Source organism: Pantoea sp. FN0302, from assembly GCF_050113775.1.
GTDB classification, from domain to species: Bacteria; Pseudomonadota; Gammaproteobacteria; order Enterobacterales; family Enterobacteriaceae; genus Mixta; species Mixta alhagi.
The window spans coordinates 1,216,419-1,232,842 of sequence record NZ_JBNJSM010000001.1; the positions used below are offsets into that span (position 1 = coordinate 1,216,419).

The following is a 16,424-nucleotide window of genomic DNA, read 5'->3' on the forward strand; positions in this document are numbered from 1 at the left end:
CTGCGTAATCGTTTGCGATAATAAAAAAGCCGATCAAAGGTTAAGTTTGAATCTTAACTCTTTCTGAACAGCGCTATTTTCTGAATTTAACCAATTTTTATCCGGCAGGATCTGGACAGATGGCGCGGCCTCTCTATACTGAGTCGCTCATTCTTCTTTCCATAATTATGGTTATTATGACAGCGCAAGATTACCTGTTAAAATTTCGTAAAGTGAATACCTCTGAAAGTCTGGAAAAATTATTTGATCATCTTAATTACTCGCTGACTGACGATCGGGAATTAATGAATATGTACCGCGCTGCCGATCATCGTCGTGCAGAGCTGGTTTCCGGCGGACGGTTATTTAATTTAGGCGAAGTGCCTAAGTCGGTTTGGCGCTACGTGGTTTAATCCTGCCTGTTTCCTTCCGCTTCTTTCCCCTATAATGCCCGGTCCAACAGGCGTGATTCGCTTGGACAACGCCTGTCTCACGCCTCCGTTTCTGCTGTAAGGAATGCATTATGTCATTAACCTCTTCCCCGCCGCGTCCTGGCGGCTGGCTACTGCTGCCGCTCGCCTGGCTGATTGTGACCCTGATAACCAGTGCGCTGGTCGTGGTGATGTATATTAGCGCCCTGTTTAATCCCGCGTGGCGCGAACTGCTGTTCAGTCATGACCATACGTTTCTTTTACAGTGGGGATTATCGCTGGCAACTTCGCTGGCCGTATGGTGTTACAGCGCCTGGGTAACGTGGATTTTCTGTTTGCGCTCGCGGCGCCTGCCACGCCATTACGTTATCTGGCTGCTGTTAACGGTGGTGCTGGCTTTGAAAACCTTCGCCTTTTCGCCGGTCACCGATGGCGCGGCGGTGCGCTCTTTGCTGATCGCTTTGCTGGCGGCGGCGGTACTGGTGCCCTATTTCAGACGTTCCCGACGGGTAAAAGCGACGTTTATCGCGCCCTGAGCGCCATGAAAATTACCTTAAATTTAATCCTGAGTGCTTTTGCTGCTTTTTTAACGGCGCGGTGCCGTTGTGATAGCGTCGGGAATATTTGATAATAAGCGGCTTTTATTACTCCGGGCGAAACGATGACCGATTACCTGCTTCTTTTTGTTGGCACCGTGCTGGTGAATAACTTCGTTCTGGTGAAGTTTCTCGGCCTTTGCCCGTTTATGGGCGTCTCCAAAAAGCTGGAAACGGCGATAGGCATGGGGCTGGCGACCACCTTTGTGATTACGCTGGCCTCAATTTGCTCCTGGCTGGTGAACCATCTGATTCTGTTGCCGCTGGATCTCGTTTACCTGCGTACGCTCTCCTACATTCTGGTGATTGCGGTAACCGTACAGTTCACCGAAATGGTGGTGCGTAAAACCAGTCCGCCGCTTTATCGTCTGCTGGGTATTTTTTTGCCGTTGATTACCACCAACTGTGCGGTGCTGGCGGTGCCTCTGCTGAGCGTTAACCTCAACCATACCTTTTTGCAGGCGGCGCTCTATGGCTTCAGCGCTTCGCTGGGCTTTTCGCTGGTAATGGTGTTATTTGCCGGGATGCGCGAGCGTCTGGTGTTGGCTAACGTGCCGGCGCCGTTCAAAGGTTCTTCTATTGCCCTGATTACCGCTGGCCTGATGGCGCTGGCGTTTATGGGCTTCTCTGGTTTGGTGAAATTCTGATGTCCGCTATCTGGATAGCTGTTATTGCAATTAGCGCCCTGGGCCTGATTTTTGGCGGGCTGCTGGGCTACGCTTCGCGCCGCTTCAAAGTAGAAGCGGACCCCATCGTGGAACAAATCGACGCAACTCTGCCGCAGAGCCAGTGCGGGCAGTGCGGTTACGCCGGCTGCCGCCCTTATGCCGAAGCGGTCGGCAACAATGGCGAGGCGATCAATAAATGCGCCCCCGGCGGTGAGCAAACCATGCTGAAACTGGCAGAGCTACTGAATGTTGAGCCGCAGCCGCTGGATGGCGATGCCAGCGTCAAAGAGCCGGTACGCACCGTTGCCTGGATCGACGAGGCCAACTGTATTGGCTGTACCAAGTGCATTCAGGCCTGTCCGGTAGATGCTATTGTCGGCGCCACCCGTGCCATGCACACCGTGCTAAGCGATGTGTGTACCGGCTGCGACCTTTGCGTCGCCCCCTGCCCGACCGACTGTATTGAAATGCGCCCGGTTGCCACCACGACAGCCAACTGGAAATGGGATCTGCACACTATCCCTGTTCGGGTTATTCCTGTGGAACATCATGCTTAACCTTCTGAATCTATTCCGTAAAGATAAAATCTGGGATTTCGACGGCGGCATTCATCCGCCTGAAATGAAAACCCAGTCAAACGGCACGCCGCTGCGTCATCTGCCGCTGGCGGACCGCTTTATTATCCCGCTGAAACAACACATCGGCCATGAAGGCGAACTCTGCATTAAGCCAGGCGACAAGGTGCTGCGCGGCCAGCCGCTGACATTCGGCAATGGTCGAATGCTGCCGGTACATGCGCCCACTTCCGGCACGGTAGAGGCGATTGGTCCGCATATGACTGCGCATCCTTCCGGGCTGGCTGAGATCTCTGTATTTATCATTCCTGACGGTGAAGATCGCTGGATTGAGCGCCAACCGCTGACCGATTATCGCCAGCTGCCGTGTGAAGAGCTGATAAAACGTATTCATCAGGCAGGCGTGGCAGGTCTTGGCGGTGCAGGCTTCCCTACTGCAACCAAGTTAAAAGGCGGGCTTAACAGCACTCGTACGCTGATTATTAACGCCGCCGAATGTGAACCCTATATCACTGCCGACGATCGGCTGATGCAGGATTGTGCCGATGAGGTGCTGGAAGGCAGCCGTATTCTTGCCTGGGTGTTGCAGGCGGAACGCGTACTGATCGGCATTGAGGACAATAAGCCAGAAGCGATTGCCGCCCTGAAGCGTGCGCTGGGCAACAGCACCGATCTGCAACTCCGCGTGATCCCTACAAAGTACCCTTCCGGCGGTGCAAAACAGTTAACTAAAATTCTTACCGGCAAAGAGGTTCCACACGGCGGGCGCTCTTCTGATATTGGCGTGCTGATGCAAAATGTCGGCACTGCCTGGGCGGTTAAGCGCGCCATTATCGACGGCGAGCCGCTAACCGAACGCGTGGTGACCCTGACTGGCGAAGCGGTGACGCAGCCCGGTAACGTCTGGGGACGTCTTGGTACCCCCGTCAGCCATTTGCTGCATCAGGCGGGTTTCCAGCCGCAGCCGCAGCAGATGGTGATTATGGGCGGTCCGCTGATGGGCTTTACCCTGCCCGCGCTGGATGTGCCGGTAGTAAAAATCACCAACTGTCTGCTGGCACCCTCTGCCAGCGAGATGGGCGCGCCCCAACAGGAACTCTCCTGTATTCGCTGCAGCGCCTGCGCTGATGCCTGTCCGGCGAATCTGCTGCCGCAACAGCTCTACTGGTATAGCCAGGGGGGCGATCATGACAAAGCGCGGGCTTATCATATTGACGATTGCATTGAGTGCGGCGCCTGCGCCTGGGTTTGTCCCAGTAATATCCCGCTGGTGCAGTATTACCGTCAGGAAAAAGCAGAACTGCGCGCTATCGATCTGGAGGCAAAGCGTACCGCTGAGGCCAAAGCGCGTTTTGAAGCGCGCCAGGCGCGTCTTGAGCGTGAAAAGCTGGAGCGCGAAGCGCGTCATACCCAGGCGAAACGCCGGGTCAGCGCCAGCGAGCAGAATGAAATCGCCGCCGCGCTTGAGCGCGTGAAGGCCAGGAAAGCAGCCGAAACTGTTGAAGTGCAAGCCGGACAGGAACCTGACAACGCTGCGGTTATTGCGCAACGCGAAGCGCGTAAGGCGATGGCCCGCGCCCGTCAGGCGGAAAAACAGGCGGAAACCGAGCCGCTGTCGCGTCAGGCAGGCGATCCGCGCAAGGCGGCAGTGGAAGCCGCTATCGCTCGCGCCAAAGCGAAAAAAGCGCAGGCGGCAGGCGTCGCGCGGTCAGAAGCTGAGAATGACATGAATGCGGAAAGTCACAGCGTGCCAGCGACCGATGCGACCTCTCCGGTTGCCGACGCCGCCACGCCGGTCGATCCGCGCAAGGCAGCGGTAGAAGCCGCCATTGCCCGCGCCAAAGCGAAAAAAGCGGCACAGACGCAGGCCGCCAGCGCTGATGCGCCAGGCGTTGACGGGCAGCCGCAACGTCCCCCGGCGGCTGACGAAGCGCCGGTCGATCCGCGCAAGGCAGCGGTGGAGGCTGCCATTGCCCGTGCCAAAGCGAAAAAAGCGGCACAGGCGCAGGCCGCCAGCGCTGATGCGCCAGGCGTTGACGGGCAGCCGCAACGTCTCCCGGCGGCTGACGAAGCGCCGGTCGATCCGCGCAAGGCAGCGGTAGAAGCCGCCATTGCCCGTGCCAAAGCGAAAAAAGCACAGCAACAGCAGCAACAGCAGGCGGACAACAACATGGAAACGGATACGGATGCGGATGCACGCCGTAAGGCTGCCGTTGCCGCCGCCGTTGCCCGCGCCAAAGCGCGTAAAGCACAGCAGCAGAGCCTTGAGGATTAAATGTTTCGTATTGCAAGCTCCCCTTATACGCATAACCATCGCGCCACCAGCCGCATTATGCTGCTGGTGCTGCTGGCCGCCGTACCGGGCATCATTGCCCAGTGCTATTTCTTTGGCTATGGCAACCTTATTCAGATAGCGCTGGCGGCGCTGACGGCCTGGGGCACCGAGGCGGCCATTTTACATCTGCGTAAACAGCCGGTATTGGTAAACCTGAAAGATCACTCCGCCCTGCTGACCGCGGTGCTGCTGGGCATTAGCCTGCCGCCGCTGGCTCCCTGGTGGCTGATCGTTATTGGCACTGCCTTTGCCATTATCATCGCCAAGCATCTATATGGCGGGCTGGGACAAAACCCGTTTAACCCGGCGATGATCGGTTATGTGGTGCTGTTAATCTCCTTCCCGGTGCAGATGACCAGCTGGCTACCGCCACAGGCGCTGCAATCCGTCACGCCCGGCCTGGCTGACTCGCTGAGCATGATCTTTACGCATCACACGCTGGCAGGCGATACCATGCAACAGCTGCAGCTGGGCGTGGACGGCATTAGCCAGGCAACCCCACTGGATAATTTTAAAACCGGCCTGCGCGCCGGCCACAGCGCCGATCAGCTGCTGGCCCAGCCGATCTACAGCGGCGTGCTTGCCGGCCTCGGCTGGCAATGGGTAAATGCGGCTTTTCTGCTGGGCGGGCTGTTTCTGCTGGCGAAAGGCACTATCCGCTGGCATATTCCGTTGAGCTTTCTGCTTGCGCTGCTGCTCTGCGCCACGCTGGGCTGGCTGTTTTCTCCCGCTACGCTGGCGTCGCCGATGATTCATCTCTTTTCCGGCGCAACCATGCTGGGCGCGTTTTTTATCGCAACCGATCCGATTACCGCCTCCACGACCAATAAAGGCCGCCTGCTTTATGGCGCACTGATTGGCCTGTTGGTCTGGCTGATCCGTAGTTTTGGCGGTTATCCGGATGGCGTTGCCTTTGCGGTGCTGCTGGCGAATATCTGCGTGCCACTGATTGATTACTATACCCAGCCGCGCGTATACGGCCACCGCAAGGAGTAAAGCATGCTGGATACCATACGTAAAAATGGCGTAAGGCTGGCGCTGTTTGCCGCTGTAACCACCGGCCTGACCGCAGTGATCAATACGGTTACCAGGCCGACTATTGCTCACCAAACCGCAGTGCAGCAAAAAATCCTGCTGGATCAGGTGGTGCCGCCTGAAAAATATAATAACGTAATGCAGGATGAATGTTACGTTGTCACCGATAGCGCGTTAGGCAATGACAAGCCCCACCGTTTATACGTGGCGCGTAAAGACGATCGCCCGGTCGCAGCAGCGCTGGAAACCACCGCGCCAGACGGCTATTCCGGCGCGATCCAGATGCTGGTTGGCGCCGATTTCCATGGCAAAGTACTGGGCGTACGGGTGGTTGAACATCATGAAACGCCAGGCCTGGGCGATAAAATTGATCTGCGCATTTCCGACTGGATCACGGCTTTTAGTGGCGTGCAACTGAACGGCGCACAGGATACCCATTTCGCGGTAAAGAAAGATGGCGGTGATTTCGATCAGTTTACCGGCGCGACCATTACCCCACGTGCAGTGGTTAACGCGGCTAAACGCGCTACGCTGCTTATAGAATCTCTGCCAGAAAAAATTTCTGCGCTACCCGTTTGTGGAGACGCTAATGAGTGAAGCTAAAAATTTATTAATCGGCGGCCTGTGGAAGAACAACTCTTCGCTGGTGCAGCTGCTGGGCCTCTGCCCGCTGCTGGCCGTGACCTCCACTGCTACCAACGCGCTGGGGCTGGGGCTGGCGACCACGCTGGTGCTGACCATCACCAACAGCGCTATCTCCGCCTCGCGCCGCTGGGTGCCGTCGGAAATCCGTATTCCTATTTACGTTATGATCATCGCCTCGGTGGTGAGCTGTGTGCAGATGCTGATTAACGCTTACGCTTACGGCCTGTATCAGTCGCTGGGGATCTTTATCCCGCTGATTGTTACCAACTGCATTGTAGTGGGACGCGCGGAGGCGGTCGCCTCAAAAAGTTCTGTGCCGCTGTCGGCGCTGGATGGCTTTGCCATCGGTATGGGTGCCACCTGCGCGATGTTCGTGCTGGGCTGCCTGCGTGAAATTATTGGCAACGGTACAATTTTTAACGGTGCCGATCAGCTGCTGGGCAGTTGGGCGAAAGTGTTGCGCATCGAAGTCGTACATTTCGATTCGCCAATGCTGCTGGCGATGCTGCCACCGGGCGCCTTTATTGGCCTCGGTATGCTGCTGGCGGCCAAATATATCATCGATCAGAAATTGAAGGCGCGTGCCGCCGCGCAGCAGAGCCTTGCACAGGAGCCAGCCGGGAAAGCGGTGTGAATAAAGAAAAACGCTATCAGATTCTGTCACGACTGCGGGATAACAATCCTCATCCCACAACCGAGCTACAGTTTAACTCCCCTTTTGAGCTGCTGATTGCGGTGCTGCTCTCGGCGCAGGCCACCGATGTCAGCGTCAATAAGGCAACGGCGAAGCTCTATCCGGTCGCCAATACGCCCGCAGGGATGCTGGAGCTCGGCGTCGAGGGCGTAAAGCAGTACATTAAAACCATCGGCCTGTTTAACAGCAAAGCGGAAAACGTGATCAAGACCTGCCGCATACTGCTGGAGCAGCATAATGGCGAAGTGCCGGAAGATCGCGCCGCGCTGGAAGCCCTGCCCGGCGTTGGGCGTAAAACCGCCAACGTGGTGCTGAACACCGCCTTTGGCTGGCCGACAATCGCCGTGGATACCCATATTTTCCGCGTCTGTAACCGTACCAATTTTGCGCCTGGCAAGAACGTTGAGCAGGTAGAAGAGAAGCTGCTAAAAGTGGTGCCCGCTGAATTTAAAGTGGATTGCCACCACTGGCTGATTTTACACGGACGTTATACCTGCATTGCCCGTAAACCGCGCTGCGGCTCCTGCCTGATTGAAGATCTGTGCGAATATAAAGAGAAAGTCGAGCTCTGAAACGTTGTGTTTTGTGCCAAATCACCTGCTGACAGGCAGGCATTGCAATCGGGTTTACTGGAGAGCGGGCTTCCTGAGTACAGGATGCCTGACCGCTTTCTTCTTTATAAAAAAGGCCAGTCAGCCTGAACTGACTGGCCCGGTGATGCTGGCCGGCTTTGCTTACGCGCTTTCCTGCGCATCCGCCTCGGCTATTTCCTGTTCGCGCTGCAGGCGGTAATAGTCCGCCTGCGATGGAGTGAGCGGCTGTTTGCCACGGATCAAGTCGGAGATTTTTTCAGCGATCATTACCGTTGGCGCGTTCAGGTTACCGGTGGTGATTTGCGGCATGATCGAGGCATCCACTACGCGCAACCGCTGCAGACCATGTACCCGTCCTTCACTGTCTACCACGTCCATTTCACCGTAACCCATCGCGCAGCTGCCGCAGGGGTGGTAAGCAGTTTCCGCATGCTCGCGGATAAAGGCGTCGATCTGATCGTCGCTCTGCACTGCGATGCCCGGCTGGATTTCCGCGCCACAGTAGGGCTCAAGCGCCGGCTGACGCATGATCTCGCGCGTCAGCCGCACCGCCGCGCGAAACTCCACCCAGTCGCGCTTTTCTGACATATAGTTGAAAAAGATTGACGGCGCGTCATAAGGATCTTTTGACTTGAGTTTAATACGCCCGCGGCTCATGGAACGCATCGGCCCGACGTGCGCCTGGAAACCATGCTCTTTAACCGGGCTGCTGCCGTTATAGTTAATTGCCACTGGCAGGAAGTGATATTGCAGATCCGGCCATTCCGGATGTTTATCGCTGCGGATAAAACCGCCCGCTTCAAACTGATTGCTGGCGCCGATGCCGGTTCCTTTCAGCAGCCACTCGGCACCGATTGCCGGCTGGTTCCACCATTTCAGTGCGGGATAGAGAGAAATGGGCTCTTTACAGCGAAACTGCATATAGATTTCCAGATGATCCTGCAGATTACGCCCTACGCCCGGCAGCGCATGCACTACATCAATATCCAGTTCGCTCAGCCACTCTTTCGGCCCCACGCCGGAGCGCTGCAGGATCTGCGGCGAGGCGATGGCGCCCGCGCACAGCAACACTTCTCGCCGTGCGCGGGCCTGCTGACACGCGCCCTTGCGCAGCCAGGTTACGCCGCTGGCGGTTTTACCCTCAAACAGAATACGATCGGTTTGCGCATGGGTAATAATCGTCAGGTTTGAACGCTGTTTTGCCACGTCAAGATAGCCGCGCGCGGTGCTGGAGCGACGTCCCTGTGGCGTAACGGTGCGATCCATCGGCCCGAAACCCTCCTGGCGATAGCCGTTCAGATCGTCGGTTTCAGGGTGTCCTGCCTGTTTTGCCGCCTCGATAAAGGCGCGATAAAGCGGATTATTGCCGGTTTTCGGCGTGGTTACGCTCAGATAGCCTTCGCCGCCATGATAGTCGTTTTCGCCGATATCACGCTTTTCCGCCCGGCGGAAATAGGGCAAACAGTGCAGATAAGACCAGCTCTCCAGCCCCGATTTTTTTGCCCAGCCATCGTAATCCAGCGCGTTGCCGCGAATGTAACACATACCGTTGATTAACGAGGAGCCGCCCAGCCCTTTGCCGCGTCCACACTCCATCCGGCGATGGTTCATATGGGGTTCAGGATCGGTTTCGTAGGCCCAGTTATAGCGTTTACCCTGTAACGGATAAGCCAAAGCGGCTGGCATTTGGGTACGGAAGTCCCAGCGGTGATCGCGTCCGCCTGCTTCCAGTAACAGTACCGATACGTCAGCATCCTCGGTAAGGCGCGTCGCCAGCACATTTCCCGCTGAACCAGCACCAATAATAATGTAATCAAATTCCTGCATTAAACCTCCAGAATCCGGCGGCCTGCGCCGCCGGTGTATGCATTAAAACGCTGACGGGTAGTCGCCCAGCTCAATCAGCACGGATTTGGTGCGGGTATAGTGCTGCAGCGTATCGATGCCGTTTTCACGACCTACGCCAGACTGCTTATAGCCGCCAACCGGCATCGGGGCCGGGGACTCTCCCCAGCTGTTAACCCAGCAGATGCCTGCTTCCAGCTGATGGATCACGCGGTGCGCCCGGTTCAGCGACTGGGTAAAAATGCCGCCCGCCAGACCGTAGCCGGTGGCGTTAGCACGCTGAATCACCTCGTCTTCGTGGTCAAAGACCAGAATGCTCATGACCGGGCCGAAGATCTCTTCCTGTACGATGCGCATCTCATCATCACAGTCGCTGAATACCGTGGGTTCTACGTAGTAACCCGCAGCCAACTCGCCTTCCGTAATGCGCTGCCCGCCCGCCAGCAGGCGCGCGCCCTCCTCTTTGCCCAGTTGCAAGTAAGAGACCACTTTTTCACAGTGCTGTGCGCTGACCAGCGGACCGAAATTCACCGCCGGATCGCGCGGGTCGCCGGTTTTAATACGGGCCATTTTCTCCAGCAGACGCTGTTCAAATGCCGACAGCAGTGAGCGCTGAACGAAAACGCGCGTGCCGTTGGTACAAACCTGACCGCTGCTATAAAAATTGGCCATCATGGCGCCATCAACGGCGCGCTCCAGGTCAGCGTCATCAAACACAATCAGCGGTGACTTACCGCCCAGCTCCATGGTGACCTCTTTCAGGTTCGCCAGCGCCGCATCCGCCATCACCCGTTTGCCGGTGTTCACTTCACCGGTAAAAGAGATTTTTTCGATGTCGGGATGCTGGCTCAGCGCCTGACCGACCTCGGCAGCCCCCTGCACCACGTTAAATACGCCGTCCGGCAGGCCCGCTTCGCTATAGATTTTGGCCAGTTCCAGCGCGCTTAAGGGCGTGACCTCGCTGGGTTTAAACACCATCGCATTACCGGCAGCCAGCGCGGGCGCGCTTTTCCAGAGCGCGATCTGAATCGGATAGTTCCATGCGCCAATCCCGGCGCAGACGCCCAGCGGCTCGCGGCGGGTGTACACCAGCGCGCTGTCGCGCAGCGGGATCTGCTCACCCTGCAACGCAGGCGCCAGGCCTGCGTAATACTCCAGCACATCAGCGCCGGTCACAATATCCACAGCGGCCGTTTCGCTAATCGGCTTACCGGTGTCGGCAGTTTCCAGCTCAGCCAGTGCCTGATTGCGTTCCCGCAGCAGCGCAACCGCCTTCAGCAACACGCGACTACGCTCAACCGGCGTATAGCTGCGCCAGATACGCTGTCCAGCCTGGGCGCTGGCCACGGCGCGATCCACATCCTCACGGCTGGCGGCGCTGATTTCCGCCAGCACCTTGCCGTTAGCGGGGTTGACGCTGGTAAAAATTGCGCCCTGACCCTGCTCTTCGCAACCGTTAATATAGTTTCCGCGGCGTTCAGCCATGATTCCTCCTGTTAATGCGGGTTCTGCTCCGGCGACCGTAGCCAGAGCGCGAGATTCTGATAACAGAGCGTTCGGGCCCGTCGGAGCCCATCTTCGATGGACTCTGACGATAACGTCATGCGCAGCCACAATCCGTCAATAATTGCCGCCATGCTGCTGCCCGCCGCTCGCGCCTGCTCGCGCGGCATGGCGCGGGCAAACTGAGCGGTCAGATTCGACCACAGCCGCCGATCGTTGATGCTTTGCAGGCGCTGTAGCCTGGGCTGATGCAAACTGTTCGTCCAGAACACCAGCCAGGTTTTTAATACCGGAGCATCAACCTGCGAAAGGTCAAAGTTGCCGTCGATGATGGCGCGTATCTGCGCCTCCGGCGTATCCGGCACCTGACGTCTTTGTCGCTCTACCGCCAGGTAGAGATCGGCCAGTATCTGCCGCATGCAGGCGTCCAGCAGGCCATTTTTGTCGCCAAAATAGTGGCTGACGATGCCGGTCGAGACACCCGCCTCTTTGGCAATAACCGCAATGCTGGCTTCCGCCAATCCTACCCGATCGATTACCGTCAGGGTCGCTTTGATTAGCTGCGCCTGGCGTATGGCTTTCATTCCGACTTTTGGCATCGTGCTGTCACTTTTCACCACTAAAGTCTCTATAGGCTAGCTTTTTTATATTGAACGTTCAATCAATAAAACCTACTATCTATAACAAATGGATAACAAAACCTTGAACTTTACAGGGGCTTTCAGGCAGGGATGATTCACTTAATTTGATGGGGAGCTTGCATGCCGGGGTCACAAGACCGAGATACCATTCAATCCGTTACGCTTAACCGCGCAGTGTTTTATGGCGCTGCGCTGATCATTGTGCTTTTTTCCTCTTGCGTACTCGCCTTTCCTGAACAGGCGAGCCTGATACTGGGTAAGGCGCAAACCTGGGCTTCCGCCACCTTCGGCTGGTATTACATGCTGGTGGTGGCTTTTTATCTGGGCTTTGTGCTGTTTGTCGCCCTTTCCCGCTATGGCGATATCAAACTGGGCCCGGATCACGCGACGCCCGATTTCAGCTATGGCAGCTGGGCAGCGATGCTATTTTCCGCCGGCATCGGTTCCGAGTTGCTGTTTTTTGGCGCTTCAGAGCCGCTGGATCACCTGCTGCTGCCGCCGGAAGGGGTTGCAGGCTCCGCCCAGGCGGCGCGCGACGGCATGGTGCTGACCATGATGCACTGGGGTTTGCACGGCTGGGGCATTTATACGCTGGTGGCGATGGCGTTGGCCTATTTTGCCTATCGTCATAATTTGCCGCTGGCGCTGCGATCCGCGTTTTATCCGCTGATTGGCGATCGTATCAACGGCCCTGTGGGCCATGCGGTCGACATATTCGGCATCGTCGGCACTATGTTTGGCCTGGCAACCAGTCTGGGCATCGGCGTAATGCAGATTAATTCCGGCATTAGCTTTTTAACCGGCATCGCGCAGAGTCATACTATGCAGGTGATTCTGATTGTAGTGGTAATGGGTGCTGCGACCCTTTCCGCCGTCAGCGGCGTCGATAAAGGCATTCGTCGGATGTCGGAGCTGAATATGCTGCTGGCACTGCTGATGTTCTTTTTTGTGCTGTTTGCCGGACCAACAAGCCATCTGCTGAACACGCTGGTGCAAAACTTCGGCGACTATTTTACCAGCCTGCCGCGTAAAACTTTCGATCTCTACGCCTACGGCAATAGTGGTAAAGAGCGCTGGCTGGGCAGCTGGACGGTGTTTTACTGGGCCTGGTGGATTGCATGGTCGCCGTTTGTCGGCATGTTTATCGCGCGTATTTCCCGTGGCCGTACTCTGCGCGAATTTGTTATTGGCGTGCTGCTGATCCCGATGGGCTTTACGCTGGCCTGGCTGTCGGTATTCGGCAACAGCGCGCTGAGTTTCTTCCAGCATGGAATGAAACAGCTGGGCGATATTGCTCTGAGCGAGCCGGCGATGGCGGTTTACCATATGCTCTCCAGCTATCCGCTGGCGACGCCGCTTATTGTGCTGGCGGTAGCCATCTGCTTTATCTTTTTTGTAACCTCAGCCGACTCCGGCGCGCTGGTGGTGGCTAATCTCTCCTGTACCGGCGACAGCAGCAGCGATGCGCCCAACTGGCTGCGAATTTTCTGGGCAGCGGCGGTCTGTATGCTCACGCTTTCTCTGCTGTTTGCCGGTGACTATACCTCGTTGCAAACCGCAGTGGTGCTGAGCGCCTTGCCCTTTTCTCTGGTACTGGTGCTGTTTGTGGTGGCGATGTATCGTGCGCTGCATCATGAAAAACAGCGCGATCGCAGCCGCTCGTTGGCCATTGCCTCACCGCTGCTTAACGGGCGTTATCGTCCGGGCCATACCAGCAGCTGGCGTCGACGCCTGAACCGGGCTATCTCTTATCCGGGACGCGATATGGTTTATCGTTTTATGGATGAGACGGCGCGTCCGGCGCTGAGTAAGGTCGTTGAGGTCCTGGAAGAGAAAGGTTTACAGGTGGAAAGCGATCTGTCGCCGCAGGATTTTTCAATGAGCATTCGCGTCGAACACGGCGAGGAAGCGCCTTTTGTATACGGCGTGCAGATGCAGGGTTACAGCACCCCGTCCTTTATGCGTCGCGGCGGTAATTTACCTACTGCCAGCCGCTATTATCGTGCAGAAGTCCATTTATGGGAGGGCAGCCAGGAATATGACCTGGTGGGTTATACCGAAGAGCAGATAATTAACGATATTCTGGATCACTATGAGCGACATCTGCAGTTCCTGCATTTAATTCGCTAATCTGTATCTTTAGCCGGGCATAATAGTGTTATGCCCGGCTTTTATAGTTTATTAATTCATCACCACTTATTTTGAATCCTGAATTAATCGGTTAAATTGTGATCCCGTTCACATCTTGAAGCTGCTTAATTTCCACCGTTGTGCAACCCTCTATAAACATTGATAAAATTTTCACTAAAAGCGTTTTATTAGCGATTTATTCTGCGTTTTTAGTGAATTTTTGCGTGTCATAAGGTTAATAGCGTTACCAGAAAACAATCGCCCTTCAGCCCTGCCCCTCAGGTTAAAATGACATATTGTTCCGTCAATAAATTACCAAATAGTACTTAACACTATTTAACACGCTTAACTCTTGCTGTTAACCCTATGCGCTAAGGCTGGGATAGCAAATAAAAAAACACTTGCCACTCGTGGCGGGATAAGAGAAATTAACCGCCGTTTTTTCAGATTTTATTACAGAACCGCGCGCAGGTTTCGCCAGCGACGCAGTCTTATTTCCTGATGAAAATCAGGTTGAAACAACAGAGGTAACAGTGTCTACAGCAAACAAACACACTGACAAGGCGGCAAGCCTTAATGCGTTCAAACAACCAAAAGCGTTTTATCTGATCTTTTCTATCGAACTTTGGGAACGTTTCGGTTACTACGGTCTGCAAGCCATTATGGCGGTCTATCTGGTTAAACAGCTGGGTATGTCCGAATCTGACTCCATCACGCTTTTCTCATCGTTCAGCGCACTGGTTTACGGCCTGACCGCTATCGGCGGCTGGCTGGGGGATAAAGTGCTCGGCACCAAACGTGTGATCGTGCTTGGTGCGCTGGTGCTGGCGGTAGGTTACAGCCTGATTGCCTGGTCAGGGCATGATGTGTCAATGGTCTATATCGGCATGGCTACCATCGCCATGGGTAGCGGCCTGTTTAAAGCTAACCCGTCTTCGCTGCTTTCCACCTGCTATGACAAAGATGACCCGCGTATCGACGGCGCTTTCACCATGTTTTATATGTCGATCAACGTGGGCTCGCTGGTTTCCATGATGCTGACGCCATGGCTGGCGGCGCGCTACGGCTGGAGCGTGGCCTTTGCCCTTTCCGTGGTCGGCCTGGCAATCACGGTTATTAACTTCCTGCTGTGTCAGAAAATGGTGAAGGACTATGGTTCTAAACCCGATTTCGCACCGCTGAACATCGGTAAACTGCTGGTAACGCTGGTCGGCGTAGTGGTGCTTATTTCTATCGCCACCTGGCTGCTGCATAATCAGTTTATTGCCCGCATCGTCCTGGGCGTGATTGCGCTGGGCATTCTGCTGGTCTTCGCGAAAGAAGCATTCGCCTTAAAAGGCGCGGCGCGTCGCCGCATGATTGTTGCATTCCTGCTGATGATCGAAGCGATTGTGTTTTTCGTGCTCTATATGCAGATGCCGACCTCGCTTAACTTCTTCGCCATTCGTAACGTAGAACACAATATTCTGGGCGTTGCTTTCGAACCTGAACAGTATCAGGCGCTGAACCCGTTCTGGATCATGGTAGCCAGCCCAATCCTGGCCGCCGTCTATAACAAAATGGGCGACCGCCTGCCGATGCCGCATAAGTTTGCTATCGGTATGGTGCTTTGCTCTGGGGCCTTCCTGGTACTGCCGCTGGGCGCGAGCTTCGCTAATCAGTTAGGCATCGTATCCGTTAGCTGGCTGATCCTGAGCTATGCGCTGCAAAGTATCGGTGAGCTGATGATTTCCGGACTGGGTCTGGCGATGGTTGCTCAGCTGGTGCCGCAGCGTCTGATGGGCTTTATCATGGGCTCCTGGTTCCTGACCACCGCTGGCGCTGCCATGATTGCCGGTAAGGTTGCTAACCTGATGGCAGTCCCGGAAGGCATTAACGATCCGCTGCAGTCGCTGCAAATCTACAGCGATGTGTTCCAGAAGATCGGTATCGCCACCGCAGTTATCGCCGTGCTGATGCTGCTGACCGCGCCGATCCTGAACCGCATGACTATCGATCATGATGCACCTAAACAGCCATAAGCGGCTGGTGTGATGCATAAAAAAGCCGTCCTCGTGACGGCTTTTTTTATTGTTTTTTTACGCTGACATTTGCCAAAGCCCGCAGTAGGATGAGGCTCACCCCCGCATGCAACAAGGAGCATTGTATGAAACTGTTCAGTAAAGCCGGTGCCTGTTCCCTCTCTCCCCATATCATCCTGCGCGAGTGCGGCCTTGATTTCACCCAGGTGAATGTCGATTTAGCCAGCAAAAAAACCGAGCGCGGCGAAGACTATTGGCAGATCAATCCCAAGGGGCAGGTTCCGGCCCTGGAACTGGATGATGGCACGCTGCTCACTGAAGGCCCGGCTATTGTACAATATCTGGCCGATTTAAAGCCCGATCGTCAGTTGCTGGCGCCAGCCGGAAGCCTGACACGCTACCATACGCTGGAATGGCTGAACTATATCGCCACTGAGCTGCATAAAGGCTTTACCCCGCTGTTCCGCCCCGATACGCCAGAAGAGGTTAAGGTGCAACAGCGTCAGCAGCTGGATCGCAAATTCCGCTACGTTAATGATGAGCTGCAGGATAAACAGTGGCTGGTGGGTTCGCGCTTTAGCGTGGCGGATGCCTATCTCTTTGTTGTCTTGCGCTGGGCAAACGCGGTGCAGCTAGACCTGAGCACGCTGGAAGCGTTGTCGGCCTGGCAGGCGCGCGTGGCTGAACGACCCGCCGTGATTGCCGCATTGAAAGCGGAAGGCCTGGCCTGATA

15 protein-coding genes are annotated in these 16,424 nt (G+C 55.8%); 12 read left to right on the top strand and 3 right to left on the bottom strand.

Annotated features, from left to right (window positions below):
* Positions 1-176: 176 nt before the first annotated feature.
* The 9 genes from ydgT to nth all read left to right on the top strand — a co-directional run bounded on the left by ydgT (position 177) and on the right by nth (position 7,530).
* Positions 177-392 (top strand): transcription modulator YdgT, encoded by a 216-nt coding sequence (ydgT, locus tag ACQE32_RS05565; protein ID WP_157130207.1) that lies wholly within the window; start codon positions 177-179, stop codon positions 390-392.
* A gap of 110 nt (positions 393-502) precedes the next feature.
* Positions 503-946, top strand: coding sequence for a DUF2569 domain-containing protein (locus ACQE32_RS05570; RefSeq protein WP_426972672.1), 444 nt, complete (start codon positions 503-505; stop codon positions 944-946).
* A gap of 125 nt (positions 947-1,071) precedes the next feature.
* Positions 1,072-1,653 (top strand): electron transport complex subunit RsxA, encoded by a 582-nt coding sequence (gene rsxA, locus ACQE32_RS05575; RefSeq protein ID WP_085071791.1) that lies wholly within the window; start codon positions 1,072-1,074, stop codon positions 1,651-1,653.
* Positions 1,653-2,231 (top strand): electron transport complex subunit RsxB, encoded by a 579-nt coding sequence (gene rsxB / locus ACQE32_RS05580; protein ID WP_085071792.1) that lies wholly within the window; start codon positions 1,653-1,655, stop codon positions 2,229-2,231. The genes rsxA and rsxB overlap by 1 nt, the downstream gene beginning before the upstream one ends.
* A complete protein-coding gene (gene rsxC, locus ACQE32_RS05585; RefSeq protein ID WP_427021467.1) occupies positions 2,224-4,524 on the top strand; it encodes an electron transport complex subunit RsxC in 2,301 nt (766 codons plus the stop codon). Before rsxB ends, rsxC begins: the two co-directional genes overlap by 8 nt.
* A complete protein-coding gene (rsxD, locus tag ACQE32_RS05590) occupies positions 4,525-5,580 on the top strand; it encodes an electron transport complex subunit RsxD (protein WP_426972676.1) in 1,056 nt (351 codons plus the stop codon).
* Positions 5,581-5,583: 3 nt separating this feature from the next.
* On the top strand, positions 5,584-6,216 hold the full coding sequence (gene rsxG, locus ACQE32_RS05595) for an electron transport complex subunit RsxG (protein ID WP_426981632.1): 633 nt from the start codon (positions 5,584-5,586) through the stop codon (positions 6,214-6,216).
* Positions 6,209-6,898 (top strand): electron transport complex subunit E, encoded by a 690-nt coding sequence (locus ACQE32_RS05600; RefSeq protein ID WP_250652599.1) that lies wholly within the window; start codon positions 6,209-6,211, stop codon positions 6,896-6,898. The genes rsxG and ACQE32_RS05600 overlap by 8 nt, the downstream gene beginning before the upstream one ends.
* Positions 6,895-7,530, top strand: a complete 636-nt coding sequence (nth, locus tag ACQE32_RS05605; protein WP_426972679.1) for an endonuclease III — start codon at positions 6,895-6,897, stop codon at positions 7,528-7,530. The genes ACQE32_RS05600 and nth overlap by 4 nt, the downstream gene beginning before the upstream one ends.
* A 162-nt stretch (positions 7,531-7,692) precedes the next feature.
* Here nth and betA read toward each other — a convergent pair whose 3' ends face one another.
* Genes betA through betI form a run of 3 tightly spaced genes read right to left on the bottom strand, consistent with a single transcriptional unit; the run spans position 7,693 to position 11,498 of the window.
* On the bottom strand, positions 7,693-9,378 hold the full coding sequence (gene betA, locus ACQE32_RS05610) for a choline dehydrogenase (protein ID WP_427021468.1): 1,686 nt from the start codon (positions 9,376-9,378) through the stop codon (positions 7,693-7,695).
* Between the two features lie 42 nt (positions 9,379-9,420).
* Complete coding sequence (gene betB, locus ACQE32_RS05615) at positions 9,421-10,881, bottom strand: betaine-aldehyde dehydrogenase (protein ID WP_426972682.1); 1,461 nt, start codon at positions 10,879-10,881, stop codon at positions 9,421-9,423.
* Between the two features lie 11 nt (positions 10,882-10,892).
* Entirely contained in the window at positions 10,893-11,498 is a 606-nt protein-coding gene (gene betI, locus ACQE32_RS05620; protein WP_426972683.1) for a transcriptional regulator BetI, read from the bottom strand.
* Positions 11,499-11,660: 162 nt separating this feature from the next.
* Here betI and betT point away from each other — a divergent pair, with 162 nt between their 5' ends.
* The 3 genes from betT (at position 11,661) to gstA (ending at position 16,422) form a co-directional block, all read left to right on the top strand.
* Complete coding sequence (betT, locus tag ACQE32_RS05625; RefSeq protein ID WP_426972684.1) at positions 11,661-13,670, top strand: choline BCCT transporter BetT; 2,010 nt, start codon at positions 11,661-11,663, stop codon at positions 13,668-13,670.
* A gap of 533 nt (positions 13,671-14,203) precedes the next feature.
* Positions 14,204-15,691: a dipeptide/tripeptide permease DtpA gene (gene dtpA / locus ACQE32_RS05630; RefSeq protein WP_427021469.1), complete on the top strand. Its 1,488-nt coding sequence runs from the start codon at positions 14,204-14,206 to the stop codon at positions 15,689-15,691.
* Between the two features lie 125 nt (positions 15,692-15,816).
* Entirely contained in the window at positions 15,817-16,422 is a 606-nt protein-coding gene (gene gstA / locus ACQE32_RS05635) for a glutathione transferase GstA (RefSeq protein ID WP_426972686.1), read from the top strand.
* Positions 16,423-16,424 lie beyond the last annotated feature (2 nt).

Bases quoted from the DNA above. Each gene is read 5' to 3' on its own strand.
- rsxB (WP_085071792.1), top strand. From the start codon at position 1,653: ATGTCCGCTATCTGGATAGCTGTTATTGCAATTAGCGCCCTGGGCCTG.
- rsxC (WP_427021467.1), top strand. From the start codon at position 2,224: ATGCTTAACCTTCTGAATCTATTCCGTAAAGATAAAATCTGGGATTTC.
- rsxD (WP_426972676.1), top strand. From the start codon at position 4,525: ATGTTTCGTATTGCAAGCTCCCCTTATACGCATAACCATCGCGCCACC.
- rsxA (WP_085071791.1), top strand. From the start codon at position 1,072: ATGACCGATTACCTGCTTCTTTTTGTTGGCACCGTGCTGGTGAATAAC.
- betI (WP_426972683.1), bottom strand. From the start codon at position 11,498: ATGCCAAAAGTCGGAATGAAAGCCATACGCCAGGCGCAGCTAATCAAA.
- ACQE32_RS05570 (WP_426972672.1), top strand. From the start codon at position 503: ATGTCATTAACCTCTTCCCCGCCGCGTCCTGGCGGCTGGCTACTGCTG.
- ydgT (WP_157130207.1), top strand. From the start codon at position 177: ATGACAGCGCAAGATTACCTGTTAAAATTTCGTAAAGTGAATACCTCT.
- betA (WP_427021468.1), bottom strand. From the start codon at position 9,378: ATGCAGGAATTTGATTACATTATTATTGGTGCTGGTTCAGCGGGAAAT.
- rsxG (WP_426981632.1), top strand. From the start codon at position 5,584: ATGCTGGATACCATACGTAAAAATGGCGTAAGGCTGGCGCTGTTTGCC.
- betB (WP_426972682.1), bottom strand. From the start codon at position 10,881: ATGGCTGAACGCCGCGGAAACTATATTAACGGTTGCGAAGAGCAGGGT.
- betT (WP_426972684.1), top strand. From the start codon at position 11,661: ATGCCGGGGTCACAAGACCGAGATACCATTCAATCCGTTACGCTTAAC.
- ACQE32_RS05600 (WP_250652599.1), top strand. From the start codon at position 6,209: ATGAGTGAAGCTAAAAATTTATTAATCGGCGGCCTGTGGAAGAACAAC.
- gstA (WP_426972686.1), top strand. From the start codon at position 15,817: ATGAAACTGTTCAGTAAAGCCGGTGCCTGTTCCCTCTCTCCCCATATC.